Annotated in this window: 12 protein-coding genes; 7 read left to right on the plus strand and 5 right to left on the minus strand. The window is 70.7% G+C overall.

The features are described 5' to 3' along the window. Positions 1 to 16: 16 nt before the first annotated feature. Together HNR67_RS26400 and HNR67_RS26405 are read right to left on the minus strand one after the other, a co-directional pair. Positions 17 to 661, minus strand: coding sequence for an L-2-amino-thiazoline-4-carboxylic acid hydrolase (locus tag HNR67_RS26400; protein ID WP_185004910.1), 645 nt, complete (start codon positions 659 to 661; stop codon positions 17 to 19). A gap of 86 nt (positions 662 to 747) precedes the next feature. Beyond that, positions 748 to 1,311, minus strand: coding sequence for a DUF1349 domain-containing protein (locus HNR67_RS26405; RefSeq protein WP_185004911.1), 564 nt, complete (start codon positions 1,309 to 1,311; stop codon positions 748 to 750). Between the two features lie 67 nt (positions 1,312 to 1,378). Here HNR67_RS26405 and HNR67_RS26410 point away from each other — a divergent pair, with 67 nt between their 5' ends. The 5 genes from HNR67_RS26410 to HNR67_RS26430 all read left to right on the plus strand — a co-directional run bounded on the left by HNR67_RS26410 (position 1,379) and on the right by HNR67_RS26430 (position 6,956). Continuing rightward, positions 1,379 to 2,521, plus strand: a complete 1,143-nt coding sequence (locus tag HNR67_RS26410) for a glycosyltransferase family 9 protein (protein ID WP_185004912.1) — start codon at positions 1,379 to 1,381, stop codon at positions 2,519 to 2,521. Positions 2,522 to 2,644: 123 nt separating this feature from the next. Continuing rightward, positions 2,645 to 3,211 (plus strand): EF-hand domain-containing protein, encoded by a 567-nt coding sequence (locus HNR67_RS26415; RefSeq protein ID WP_221490060.1) that lies wholly within the window; start codon positions 2,645 to 2,647, stop codon positions 3,209 to 3,211. A gap of 6 nt (positions 3,212 to 3,217) precedes the next feature. Continuing rightward, positions 3,218 to 4,528, plus strand: coding sequence for a cytochrome P450 (locus HNR67_RS26420; RefSeq protein ID WP_185004914.1), 1,311 nt, complete (start codon positions 3,218 to 3,220; stop codon positions 4,526 to 4,528). Between the two features lie 818 nt (positions 4,529 to 5,346). Beyond that, on the plus strand, positions 5,347 to 6,036 hold the full coding sequence (locus HNR67_RS26425) for an aspartate/glutamate racemase family protein (protein WP_185011119.1): 690 nt from the start codon (positions 5,347 to 5,349) through the stop codon (positions 6,034 to 6,036). 95 nt (positions 6,037 to 6,131) lie between these two features. Then, complete coding sequence (locus tag HNR67_RS26430; protein WP_185004915.1) at positions 6,132 to 6,956, plus strand: serine hydrolase domain-containing protein; 825 nt, start codon at positions 6,132 to 6,134, stop codon at positions 6,954 to 6,956. A gap of 61 nt (positions 6,957 to 7,017) precedes the next feature. Here HNR67_RS26430 and HNR67_RS26435 read toward each other — a convergent pair whose 3' ends face one another. The 3 genes from HNR67_RS26435 to HNR67_RS26445 all read right to left on the minus strand — a co-directional run bounded on the left by HNR67_RS26435 (position 7,018) and on the right by HNR67_RS26445 (position 11,460). Beyond that, complete coding sequence (locus tag HNR67_RS26435; protein ID WP_185004916.1) at positions 7,018 to 8,220, minus strand: S8 family peptidase; 1,203 nt, start codon at positions 8,218 to 8,220, stop codon at positions 7,018 to 7,020. A 352-nt stretch (positions 8,221 to 8,572) separates the two neighbouring features. Continuing rightward, positions 8,573 to 9,502, minus strand: coding sequence for a S66 peptidase family protein (locus HNR67_RS26440; protein ID WP_185004917.1), 930 nt, complete (start codon positions 9,500 to 9,502; stop codon positions 8,573 to 8,575). Continuing rightward, complete coding sequence (locus tag HNR67_RS26445) at positions 9,499 to 11,460, minus strand: dipeptidyl-peptidase 5 (RefSeq protein ID WP_185004918.1); 1,962 nt, start codon at positions 11,458 to 11,460, stop codon at positions 9,499 to 9,501. Before HNR67_RS26445 ends, HNR67_RS26440 begins: the two co-directional genes overlap by 4 nt. Positions 11,461 to 11,602: 142 nt before the next feature. Between HNR67_RS26445 and HNR67_RS26450 the strand changes: the two genes are divergently transcribed. Then, complete coding sequence (locus HNR67_RS26450; RefSeq protein ID WP_185004919.1) at positions 11,603 to 12,169, plus strand: DUF3090 domain-containing protein; 567 nt, start codon at positions 11,603 to 11,605, stop codon at positions 12,167 to 12,169. An 8-nt stretch (positions 12,170 to 12,177) separates the two neighbouring features. Next, on the plus strand, positions 12,178 to 12,972 hold the full coding sequence (locus HNR67_RS26455; protein WP_185004920.1) for an SCO1664 family protein: 795 nt from the start codon (positions 12,178 to 12,180) through the stop codon (positions 12,970 to 12,972). Positions 12,973 to 13,132 lie beyond the last annotated feature (160 nt).

Below are 13,132 nucleotides of genomic sequence, written 5' to 3' on the forward strand. Positions count from 1 at the left end.
GGCCCCGGTTCCGCGCTCAGCTACGCCGGAACGAGAACGGGCAGTGCGTGCCGCCCAGGCCCAGCGTGGTCCTCCGTTCGAAGGTCAGGCCGTGCCGGGCTGGATCGATCGCGCCCATCCAGCTCTCGTCCCACTCGCACAGCACCGGCGTCAGCTCCGCGGCATCGTGTGCCTTGAGCACCTCGTGGTAGAGGCATTGCCGCACTTCCAGCAGGTACTCGCGGTCGTCATCGGCCGCGCGGTGGAAGGTGAAACCAGCGCCGAAGGCGTGTTCCTCGCGAGTCTTGCTGATCGCGACCATGGTGCTGAAGGCGTCCTCGGCGTAGTCCAGGGCGTACCGGGTGCCCTGGGCGATCTGCTCGGCGAAGGGTTCGTTCAGCGCACGCCGCAGCAGCGTGTGCCGGTCGGTGCCACCGGGCAGCAGCCGGAACGCGGCCAGCACCGTGGTGGACAGCGCGATGTTGTACCGAGCCGCCTCGTCGACGATCCGGTGGGACTGGGCTTCAGCCAGTTCCGCGGCCAGCGACTGGGCCGCGGCCGGGTCGAAGCCGGGAGCCAATTCGGTGAGGCGGGTCAGGAAAGCCTCGATGATCGCGGGGATCTCGACCGCGGGATCCGGCACATAGGCGGCATCGAGCGAGTCGAACTGGTTGGTGGACATACTGGTCCTCTCTCAAGGTCCCAGCGCGCTCCACCAACCGACCTGGCGCTGACTAATGGTTGACGTCGGCCACTATGGCACAGCCCCTACGTGGTCAGGGTGAAATCGGTGAAGGTGGCGGTGAACCCGGTGCCGTCCGGGGAGGCGCACATCGGGCCGATCCAGGCGGGCCGTTTCGGCGGCAGGTAGGCCAGTCGCAACATGGTCTCCGGGGCCGCACCGTCCACGCCGTAGCGCACGGTCACCGCGTCGCCGGAGCGCTGCACCGACAACCGCACCTCGCGCAGCCCACCCGGCGCGGGCAGCACCGACCAGTCGGAGAACTCCCTGGTGGCGACCGCGCTCAGCCACAGCCTGCCGTCTAGTTCGATGCCGGTCTTGATCCAGTTCCGCTCGTCGAGGCGGATCATCAACCCGGCCTGGTCGTAGCGGTCGTGGTAGTCGCCGCGGAAGGTCACCGACGCGGTGAAATCCCCGGCGACCCGGCGGCCGAGAAAGTGCCCGGTATCGCGGATGAAACCGTAATGGGTGACGCGCCAGAAGTCGGTGTCCGGTGCGGTCCGCACGGTCAGCCGCCCGTCCGCCACACTCCACCTGGGTGGCTCGTTGAGCCAGGCCCAGTCACTGCTGCCGAAGTCCGCCGCACTCATCCCGCGATCCTAGGGCGGCGCAAACCCGGTTGGCTCCGGCCGGACGGCGGGAGCATGATCGGCGGCGATGGCTACCGAGTCCGTTCTGGTGAACTTCGTCTACGCCCACAACGTCGGCCACGCGATCGAGGCCCTGCACTACGCGCACGGCTACCACCTGGCCGATCCGGACCGGCGGATCGCGTTGGTACTCAACAAGAAGACCCCGGTCGAGCTGGCGTCCTTCTGCGACTGCGTCGACGAGGTGTTCGAGGTCGAGGTGGACCTCTTCGACGGCGACTTCGACGCCGCGCCCGCGCTGGCCGGGATCCCGAGGGACTGGGACTGGGTGGTCGGCGACCTGCGCGGCACCCAGGACGTCCAACGGGAGCTGTTCCCCGGGCTGGCCCGCTACTACGACACCGCCGCCACCCACTTCCGCGCGGCCAAGGGCACCGGTTCCGCGGGCCTGGTCAAGATCGGCCCGTCCTACCGGCCGCACCAGGAACTGCGCCTGAACCTGCCGCGCGCCGAACTGGACCGGGGCGCGGCGCTGCTCGGCGACGCGCCGGTGAAGATCGCGGTGCTGCCCGGCGGCAGCGCACCCCGCGAGTACTACCCGTCCACGGCCTCCTGGGAACTCATCCTCGGCGGCCTGGCGGAGAAGTTCCCCGGCGCGCGGTTCTGCTTCCTGGGCAAGCTCGACACCGGGGACGGGCGCACCGGCACCAGCTTCGGCGCGGGCGAACTCGACCGGCTGCGCACCGCCTTCCCCAGCGTGGCCGCGGTGGACGTGCCCCTGGTCGACCAACTCGGCGCGCTGGCCGCCTGCGACCTGCTGATCTCCCCGCACTCGGGCTTCTCCTTCACCGCGAGCGCTCTCGGCGTGCCATGGCTGGCGCTCTCCGGTAACCGGTGGCCCGAGTACTACTTCAACGGGGTGCCGTTCTACTCGGTGCTGCCCGACCGGGAACGCTTCCCCTGCTACAGCATGTTCGCCGCCGACCCCGACCCGGTCGACGAGCCCGGCGGGCCCCACGCACCCAGCATGAGCCAGGCCCGTTTCGCCGCCGATCTGCCGGAAATCGTGGCTGGCGCGCAGCTGTTGCTGGGTGACTGGAGCTATCCGGATGCGCTCAGTGACCACTTCCAACGTCTGAACCGCCGTTTTCCCGACTGGAGCACGTGGTTCTTCGCCATTGATGGTGTGCATCTTCCGTTCATAAGCTGATCGGGGAGTCCTCGTTCACCTGATGCGGGCGGATGCCGCGGTTGACCCGCTCAGCGCTCGAACACGTCACTGAGTCTTGGCATGCTGTATCTCTGCGTGACCACTTCGCCACGGCTTCAGGAGATGACCATGCTCAGTGCGTTGCAGCGCGAGAACATCGGCGCGCTGTTCGACGTGTTCGACCACAGCGGCCTCGGCCGCATCGAGTGGGCGGACATGGAGCGCATCGCGCTGACCGTGATCGCTCGCCTCGGGATGACCGTCGACGACCCGAAATGCGTGCTCTACCTGCAGGCTTATCGACGGTGGTGGGCGCAGTTGCAACACGACGCCGGCCACGGCGACATCGGCCTGGTGGACCGGCCCTCGTTCATCTCCGCCTTCGAGAAGGGCATGATGGCCGAGCCCGGGTATCTGGACCGGGTGCTCTCGGTCGGTCTGACCGCCTTCGACGCGGCGGACACGGACGGTGACGAAGTCCTCGATGAGGAGGAACTGGTCACGCTCTACGTCGCCAGCGGCCTGCCCAAGGAGGGCGCGACCGCGCTGTTCCAACAGATCGACACCGACGGCGACGGCAAGATCAGCCGCCAGGAATGGCTCGCGGCCAGCCGCGAGACCTATGTCGGCGACGACCCCGAGGGCGTCGGCGCCAGCACCCTGGCGCAGAACTGGCTCGCCCAGACCTGACCCGCCATGACCACCATCCTCCCCGTCGCCCCCCATCGGCTGCCCGGTCTGGGCCACCTGCCCTATCTGGCGTGGGACCAGGTCGGTTTCTACTCCTCGCTGCTCGATCTCGGACCGGTGGTGCGCATCTACTTCGGTCCGATGGAGGCGTTGCTGCTGACCGATCCGGCGCTGATCCACCAGGTGCTCGTCACCGAGGCGGACAAGTTCACCAAGGGCCGCATCTTCCGCAAGACCCGCCCGTTCTTCGGCAACGGCGTGGCCACCTCCGACGGCGAGTTCCACCTGCGTCAGCGCAGGCTGATGAGCCCGGCCTTCCACCAGCAGCGCCTGGCCGGGTACGGCGAGGTGATGCGCGCCGAGGTGGAGCGGATGACCAAGGGCTGGCGGTCGGGGCAGCGGATCGCCTGGGAAAAGGCCATGTACGCGGTGACCCCGCACATCATCGGCAAAACCCTCTTCCACAGCGACCTGGGCGAGCAGGCCGCCGCGGAGATCCACCGATCCCTGCCCCTGGTGCTGCAGGGCGCGGTCACCCGCTCCCTGAACCCGCTGCCCTGGATGCCTGCCTGGACGTCCCGCCGCTACGACGTGGCGGGCAGGCGTCTCGACGCGATCATCGACCGCATCCTGTCCAGCTACGCCGACGACGACACCGATCGCGGCGACCTGTTGTCCATGCTGCTCAACGCCCGCCACGACGACACCGGCAAGGGCATGAGCCGCCAACAGGCCCGCGACGAGATCATGACCCTGCTCGTCGCAGGCACCGAGACCGCCGCGGTCTCGCTGTCCTGGCTGTTCCTGGAACTGTCCCAGCACCCGGAGGTCGAATCCCAGCTCCACACCGAACTGGACACTGAACTGGCCGGCCACCCCATCACCTTCGCCGACCTACCCCGCCTGCCGTACCTGCGCCGAGTGGTCGACGAGACCCTGCGCCTGCACAACCCGGTACCGATGTCGATGCGCGCCGCCCAGGCCGAGGTCCAACTCGGCCCGGCACTGGCCCGGCCCGGAACGGAAGTCGTGTACAGCCCACTCGCACTCCACCGCGATCCGCGCCATCACCCGCGCCCGCTGGAGTTCGATCCGGATCGGTGGGCGAGGCCGCCCGCGGCGGGTACGTATCTGCCTTTTGGCGGGGGGCGGCACAGGTGCATCGGGGAGCGGTTCGCGATCGCGGAGATGATGATCGCGACGGCGACGATCGCGGCGGGGTGGCGGTTGCGGTTGGCGCCGGGGAGCCGGGTGCGGTCGGCGGCTTATACAACGCACCATCCGGTGTCGCTGCCGATGATTCTCGAACGGAGGTAGTTGCGGTGGCGTTTTGGCTGGTGGGGCTTGGGATGGACGGGATTGGATCACCTGATCGGGTGGGAGAGTGGAACATGAAGGCAACCAAAACGCGGGTTTTTGCGTTCCGCTAGAGAGCGGTGTGCGGGGCGGAGGGCCGGAGGCGCGGTTGGGCGACGGTTGGGCGACCGAATCTCTGCGTCTCGGCACACGGGGCCTGGGCACGGGTGTTGGCACAGGTGCTTGGTGAGTGGGCGCGGGGGCTCAGTGAGGCTGTGGGCGCTGGTTGTCGCTGTGGGCGGCGGCTGTCGCGGTGGGTGCCTGGGGGCGGGAGCTGGCCGTTGAGCCGGATGGTGTTCCGTGGAGACGCCAGGCGGCTGGGGCCGTCGGGTGTGGCCGGGGCGATCACGGCGGCGATCACGGCTTCGATGGCCACGGCGTCGGCGACCACTGCGGTGGCGACAATGGCGGTGGGCGTCATGGCAGTGAGGGCCACCGCGGTTGAGGGCCACGGCGGTGGGGTCACGGCTACCGCGGCTTCGATGGTGGTCATGGTCGGCTCGGCGGTGCCGGTGGATCACCGGCGAGCGATCCGCCACCACCGGGGGGGCGAGTCGGCGTCGGGCAGGCTTGCGGCCAGGGGGTCGGCGGCGGGCAGATCGGCGTTGATCGGGCCAGTGCGAGTGGGCCGGCGGTGAGCCGGGCTGGGACTCCGGCACCGCTGGTCGCCGGTGGTGGCCCTCGTGTGCGGGCGCGGGCGCGGGTGCACGTGCGTGGGTGCGTGCACCCGGCGGCCGCGGTTGTGATCATCGAGCCGGGTACCGGATACCGTGGCGGGTATGCGCACTATCGGCCTGCTCGGGGGCATGAGCTGGGAGTCCTCCGCGATCTACTACCGCCTGGTGAACGAGTTGGTCCGGGATCGGCTTGGTGGTCTGCACTCGGCGCGGTGCGTGCTGTACTCGGTGGATTTCGCCGAGATCGAGGAACTCCAGCGGGCGCAGGACTGGGACGGGGCCGGGGAACGGCTTGGGCAGGCGGCCAGGGCCTTGGAGCGGGCTGGGGCGGACTTCGTCGTGGTGTGTACGAACACGATGCACAAGGTCGCGGATCAGGTTGCGGCGGCTGTGGAGATTCCGTTGTTGCACCTGGGGGATGCCACTGCGGCGGCGGTGCTCGCGCGGGGGGTGCGGCGGGTGGGGTTGCTGGGGACGGCGTTCACGATGGAGCAGGAGTTCTATCGGGAGCGGCTGGCTGGGCATGGGCTTGAGGTGGTGGTGCCGGGGGACGCGGATCGGGCGCTGGTGCATCGGGTGATCTATGAGGAGTTGTGCCGGGGGGTTGTGCTGGCGGAGTCGCGGGTTGCGTTTCGGGAGGTCATGGCTCGGTTGGCGGCGGCTGGGGTGGAGGGGATCATCCTGGGGTGTACCGAGATCGAGTTGTTGGTGGGGGAGGGGGACTCGGCGTTGCCGTTGTTTCCGACTACCCGGCTGCATGCGATCGCGGCGGTTGAGCTGGCGTTGGCGTGAGCTGGGGCGGGGGTGGGGGGGCGGTGGGGTTGGCGTTTGCGTGGGGTTGACCCCCGAACGGGCGACCTCGTGTCGGCTTGCCTAGGTTGAGGGGTATGAGCAGCCTGACGAGTCTGGGTGTCCTTGAGCGGTGGCCGGTGGAGCATGTCGCGGCGGCCGTGGTCCGTGCGGACGGCGCGGTCCTGGGCACCTACGGGCCGCAGGATCGGAGTTTTCGGCTGGCCTCGGTGACCAAGCCGCTGACCGCCTACGCCGTGCTGGTCGCGGTGGAGGAGGGGGCGTTGGAGTGGGATCAGCCTGCTGGGCCGGCGGGGGTGACTGTCCGGCATCTGGCGGCGCACACCTCGGGGCTGGCCTTCGACTCCGCGGCGGTGCAGGCGCAGCCGGGGGCTCGGCGGATCTACTCGAACACGGGGTTCGAGGTGCTGGCGGAGACCCTGGAGAAGAGTTCCGGGATCGGGTTTCCCGAGTATCTCCAGGAAGCGGTGTTCGCGCCGTTGGGGATGACGGGGTCGGTGTTGACCGGGTCGGCTGGGGCGGGGGCGGTGTCGACGTGTGGGGATCTGGTTCGGTTCGCGGCTGAGTTGCAGCGGCCTACCCTGGTGTCGGCGGCGACTGTGGCTGAGGCGACCTCGGTGGCCTTTCCCGGGATGAACGGTGTTGTGCCTGGTTATGGCATGCACAAGCCCTGTGACTGGGGGCTGGGGTTTGAGATCCGGGGGGAGAAGTCGCCGCATTGGACCGGGTTGCGGAACTCGCCGCGGACCTACGGCCACTTCGGGCAGGCCGGGACCTTCCTGTGGGTGGATCCGGCGGCGGAAGTCGCGTGTGTGGCGCTGGCCGATCGGGATTTCGGGCCGTGGGCGGTGCAGGCGTGGACGCCGTTCAACGACGAGGTGCTCGCCGAGTTGGGGCGCTGACCGGCTGGGAAGTGGGGCGGAGGCGCGGTTGTGCGCGCCTCCGCCCGTGCGCCGCGCCTGATCACAGGCCGCCGGTGTAGAGGAGTCGGTTCGGGGTCGCGGCGGGGGTGCCGCCGATCTTGTCCGGGGTGCCGTTGTTCCACAGCCAGTTCATGATCGGGGCCTGGGGCTGGTCGCCGAAGGCCTGTTTGAACAGCGCCGCCGCGCCGGCCACGTGCGGGGTCGCCATGCTGGTGCCGCTGATGGTCTTGATCTGGTTGCCGGGCCAGGCCGAGGTGATGTCGGTGCCGGGGGCCAGCAGCTGGATGCACTGGCCGCGGTTGCTGTAGCCGGCGTAGCCGTCGGTGACGGTGGTGGCGCCGATGGTGATCGGCCGGGCCGCGCGGGCCGGGCTGTACTTGCAGGCGTCGTCGGTGGAGTTGCCGCCGGCCACCGCCACGAAAACACCCTTGTCGGACAAGCGGTTCGCCGCGTCGTCGACCTGGGCGAGGCCCGGGGTGCCGCCCAGGGACAGGTTGGCCACCGCTGGTCGCACCGCGTTCGCGCCGACCCAGTCCAGTCCGGCGATGATGCCGCCCCAGCTGCCTCGGCCGTCACAACCCAGCACCCGCACCGCCACCAGCCGGGTCGCCTTGGCCACCCCGTACACCGCGCCGCCGACCGTGCCGGCCACGTGCGTGCCGTGGCCGTTGCAGTCGTTGCCGTTGCGGCCGTCGCCGATCGCGTCGAAACCGGGGCGCGCCCGGCCCTGGAAGTCCGGGTGGTCGAACTGGATGCCGGTGTCCACGATGTAGGCGGTGACGCCGGATCCGTTGCGGGACACCGAATACGCGCCGTCCAGCGGCAGCGAGCGCTGGTTGATCCGGTCCAGGCCCCAGGAGCCGACCGCCCGTGCCGAACCGCCGTTGGCCGGCGGCAGGTCGAGCTTGATCTCCGCGTCCGGGGTCACCGACTCGATCTCCGGCAGCGCGCGCAGCAGCGGCACCACCAGCGGGCTGATCTTGGCCGCGAAGCCCAGGAACAGGCCGCTGTAGCGGAACTTCACCTGGATGCCGAGGCTGAACCTGTCCAGCAGCTTGTCCAGCGAGTCCAGGGTGCCGCCCTTGGTCAGGGTGACGATGAACTGGTCCGGGATGATCTGCGGGCTGGCGCTGGTCACCGGGCTGGGCGCGGGTTTGGCCGGTAACGGCGCGGCGACCGCGGTGGTGGACGCGGCGAGAACCAGGATCGCCGCGGCGGCGAATGCTCGGGCCGTGCGTTTCATGACTTCCCCGATCGGTTGGCTGATGGGCGTGCACCCACCTACCGAGCGTGGTCTTGTCGGCGTGGACTGGGCATTCCCCGACGGAGCGGGGCCGGGGCGTGGAGTAACGCGACACCGGCGTCCATCGCGCTGGGTGGCCACGAGTCCACCGCACCGGATGAAAAACCTGGGCTCAGGTCATCCGGTGCGGGGAACCCGCGGCGGTAGTTGCAGGCGAATCCCGGGCGTGGACCGGCGGGGTTCACGCGGACGGGCAGGCCGGTGGGCGCGCTGTTGCTGACCTTGGGTCACCACCCGGTTGAGCCGTTCAGCGGCGGTGCCGCTCACGTGGCGCAACCGCCGCCCAGGCTCTCTAGATCAGCGCGGGTTCGTCCAGCAGCAGGGTGCCCGCGTCGGCGTCCAGCAACGCGGACACGCCCAGCGGCACAGTGAGCTGGTTGGCGCAGTGCCCGAACCCAAGCTCCCAGGCCACCGGCACGCCCAGCCCGCCGAGCCGGTCGGTCAGCACCGCCCGCACCTCCGGCATCGGCCCGCAGGAGGTCCAGGAGCCGAGCGCGATGCCGGTGACCCCGTCGAACCAGCCCGAGCGCAGCAGGTGGGTGAGCAGGCCGTCGAGGCGGTACGGATCCTCGGTGACGTCCTCCAGCACGGCCAGGGACCCCGGCGGTGGCCGCCGGCGGTGCCCGGCGGGCAGGCCGAGATCGGCGGCGAGCAGGCTCAGCGTGCCGCCGACGGTGACCCCGCGCGCCTGACCGCCGATGATCGGTTCGGCGCCGCGGCCGAGTTTGCCGACCGCGGCCGGGTCCAGCAGCGACCAGCGCAGGTGTTCGCGGGCTGGCAGGTCGTCGGTGAACATGGCGCTGGCGGTCATCGGCGCGAACAGGGTGACCTGACCCAGTTCGGCCGCGATCCGGGTGTGCAGCGCGGTGACATCGCTGGATCCGGCGAACACCTTGGGCGGCAACGACTTCAGCTCCGCCCACGGCACCAGGTCGACCATCCGCTGACAGCCGTAGCCGCCGCGGGCGCACAGCACCGCGTCGAACTCCGGCCGCGTCCACGCCCACACGAAGTCCGCGGCCCGGTCGGCGTCCAGCCCGGCCAGGTAGTCCAGCTCCGGGTGAGTGTCCCGGACGTGCGCGCCGACCGAGACGGTCAGCCCCCAGGACTGGAGCTGCTCGATGCCGGTGTCCAGCTGGGCGGGCGGGACCGGCCCGGCCGGTGCGATCACCGCCACGTGACCGGCGCGCGGCACCCTGGCCGGTCGGCGCAGCCCGCTCACGAACGCAGCTCCAGCGCGGGCACCCCGGCCGGGCTGAACCCGAGGGTCTGACCGAAGAAGGACAGCTCGGCCTCCAGCGCGGCCTGGATGTTCTCCGCCCGCCGGAACCCGTGCTGCTCGCCCTCGAACGATCGATAGGCGTGCGGGATCCCCTTGCCCGCCAAGGCTTCCAGGAACCGGTCGCACTGCTCGGGCGGGCACACCTGGTCCTCCAGGCCCTGCAGCAGCAGGATCGGCCCGGCGAGCTGGTCCACCCGGTTGGACGGGGAGCGCTCCCGGTAGCGCGCCTCGGCCTCGGGCAGCGCGCCGACCAGGCCGTCGAGGTAGCGGGACTCGAAGTCGTGGGTGCCGCCCCCGGCGAAGGACAGCAGGTCCAGCACCGGGAAGTAGGCCGCGCCGCCGCGGTAGGTGGCCACCGAGGTCAGCGAGGCCGCGGTGGTCCAGCCGCCGGCGCTGCCGCCGCGGATGCCCAGCCGCAGCGGGTCGGCGGTGCCCTCGGCGGCCAGTGCCTCGGCCACGGTGGCGCAGTCCTGGACGTCGACCACACCCCATGCCTCGCGCAACCGGTCGCGGAAGGCGCGGCCGTAGCCGCTGGAACCGCCGTAGTTGACCGCGACCACGCCGATGCCGCGACTGGTGAAGTAGGCGAAATCCGCGCTCAGCGTGGGGGAGACCTCGCCGGTGGGGCCGCCGTGCACGTGCACCAGGAACGGCGGGCGCTCGCCATCGGGGGCGGTGAAGTCGGGGTTGTGCGGCAGGTAGACGTAGGCGGGGACACCGACGCCGTCCGGGCCGGTGAAGATCCGCTCCACCACCGGCGGCAGGTAGGCCGGATCGGGCAGTCCGGCCGGTTGGTCGGTGAGCATGGTCAGCTGTCCGGTGCTCAGGTCGACCTGAGCCACCGCGGGTGCGGTGGCCGGGCCCGCCGCGACGCCGGTGATCAGGTCGCCGTCCCTGGCGAAGGTGGTGCGCCACACCGGAAGCGGCAGGTCCAGCGCGGTCAGCTCGCCGGTGTCCTCGCTCAGCACGGCGAGCCCGGTCCGGCCGCGCAGCAGGTGTCTGCCGTCGCCGAGCGGGACGAACCAGGCCGCGCCGAGTGTCCACAGTGGACCGCCATAGTCGGCCTCGGCCCGGTGCAGGGCGCGCTGGGTGCCGTCCAGACTCACCCGGTGGAGGTTCCACCAGCCGTCCGGGTCGGTCATCGCGTACAGCGAGTGGTCATCGGCCCAGGCGAACTGGCAGACCGACTCGGCCGCCCCGCCCGCCACCACCCGGTGCGGCCCCGCGGTGCCGTCGCCGGTCAGTTCGGCCACGCACAGCTCGGTGCCGTCCCAGGGCATGGCTGGGTGGTTCCAGCCGATCCAGGCCAGCCGACGGCCGTCCGGGCTGGCCTGGGGCGCGCTCATGAACCGGTGACTGGCGGCCAGCACCCGGATCGCGGCGGGGTCGGTGGCGGCCGCGCCGGAGACCGGGATCGCGATGAGTTCGCGCAGCAGGTCGGTGGGGCGGTCGCCGGTGATGGTCTCCCGGACGCACCAGATCTCGGCGCCGTCGGGGCCGGGGCGCAGGTCGCCGTAGCGCAGGCCGTGCTCCCGCTCGGGCGCCGGGGTCAGCGGGACCGGTTCGCCGCCTGCCGCGTCGACCAGGTGGATCCGCTGGTCGGCCCAGTCGGTGAAGGCGACCCGGTCGCCGTCGCCGGTGGTCAGCACCGTGTAGGGCGCGCCGCCGTACTCGTGCAGCCGGTTGCGGGCGCTCCACGGCGCGGCCAGCACCTGCTCGGCCGCCGCGCCAGCCCGGCCGCGCAGCAGGGTGACCCGGCCGCCCTCGGTGGGCCTGCCCTCGGTCCAGTAGGTGAAGCCACCGTGCGCGCGCACCCAGTGCGGCGGCGCGGTGACGGCGCTCGCGTCGGCGGCGCTGATCGGCGATGTCCAGTTGCCATACCCCAGTACGGTGACCACGATCGCGAGCCTAACCGGCTACCGTCCGATGTCGACAGAAGATCACCACAGTGATCGTCAGCAGGTGAATTCGCGTCGCCGATCCCGGATGACGGGGATGCCTCTGCCGCCCTCGGGGCCGTGGCCTAGGGTCAGTGGTGCCATGGCACGTGTCATTCACCTCTTCCGCCAGCCCGAACGGTTCATCGCCGGAACCGTCGGGCAACCAGGCGACCGCTCGTTCTACCTCCAGGCCAGCGAGAACGGCCGTACCGTCAGCGTGTTGCTGGAGAAGCAACAGGTGTCGGTGCTGGCCGAACGGCTGGGCGCGCTGCTCGAGGAGGTACAACGGCGCTTCGGCGCTGAGGTGCCACCCGACGCGCCGGACGACCTCGTCGACACCGAACCCCTCGAAGTGCCGCTCGAGGAGGAGTTCCGCGTCGGCACCATGGGTCTGGGCTGGGACGCCGAGGCCAGCGCCGTCGTCGTCGAACTACTCGCCGTCACCGAGGAGGAGATCGACGAGTCGGTCGTGCTCGACGACACCGAGGAGGGCCCCGACGCCGTCCGGGTCTTCCTCACCCCGGTGCAGGCCAGGGCGTTCGCCCAGCGCGCCGAACGGGTGGTGGGCGCGGGCCGCAAACCCTGTCCGCTGTGCAACGAGCCGCTCGACGCCGAGGGCCACGTGTGCCCGCGGCAGAACGGCTACCGCCGCGGCGAGCCGAGCTGAGCACGCCGGTGCGACCTGGGGATGACGGCGCGGTCGAACTGCTGACCCGTGGCACACTGGACGTGCAGGGTCGGCTGGTCGACGCCTCCAACGCGACGCTGTTCTGCGGCATCGAGCACAACGGTGTGCAGGCGCAGTGCGTGTACAAACCGATCCGCGGCGAACGCCCGCTGTGGGACTTCCCGCACGGCACCCTGGCCGGCCGCGAGGTGGCGACCTACCTGGTGTCGGAGGCGGCCGGTTTCGGCCTGGTCCCGCCGACCATCCTGCGTCCGGGCCCCTTCGGCGAGGGCATGGTCCAGCTGTGGGTGGACACCGAGCCCGAGGCAGACCTGGTCGACCTGCTGCCGCCGGATGACGTGCCGCCGGGCTGGCGGGAAGTGCTGCGCGCGCACGACCGCTACGGCGACCCCGCGGCACTGGCCCACGCCGACCATCCGCGGATGCGACTGCTGGCCGCGCTGGACGTGGTGGTGAACAACGCCGACCGCAAGGGCGGCCACGTGCTGCACGAGGTCGGCGGCGCGGTGTACGGGGTGGATCACGGGATCTGTCTCAACGCCGATGACAAGTTGCGGACGGTGTTGTGGGGGTGGCTGGGGGAGCCGCTGGGGGATGAGGCGGTGGACGGGCTGCGGCGGTTGCGGGCCGGGCTGGATGGGGAGTTCGGGGAGTCGTTGCATGAGCACCTGACGATCACCGAGGTGCGGATGCTGGTTGAGCGGACGGAGAAGTTGCTGGGGGCTGGGGTTTTTCCGGCTCCGGGTGGGGACTGGCCGCCTATTCCTTGGCCTGCGTTTTAGGGGCTTTGTTCTGGGGGCTGCGTTTCAGGGGCTTGCGTTCTCGGGGCTTGCGGTTTGGTCGGTTTGGCTGGTTTGGCGTTGGGTCGGGTGGGTGCCAGGCTGGTGGGGTGGTGGTGGGTGCTCGTCGTGGTGGGGGTGCCCGTTGCTGAGGCGGGTCGTC

This window comes from Crossiella cryophila, assembly GCF_014204915.1.
GTDB lineage: Bacteria > Actinomycetota > Actinomycetes > Mycobacteriales > Pseudonocardiaceae > Crossiella > Crossiella cryophila.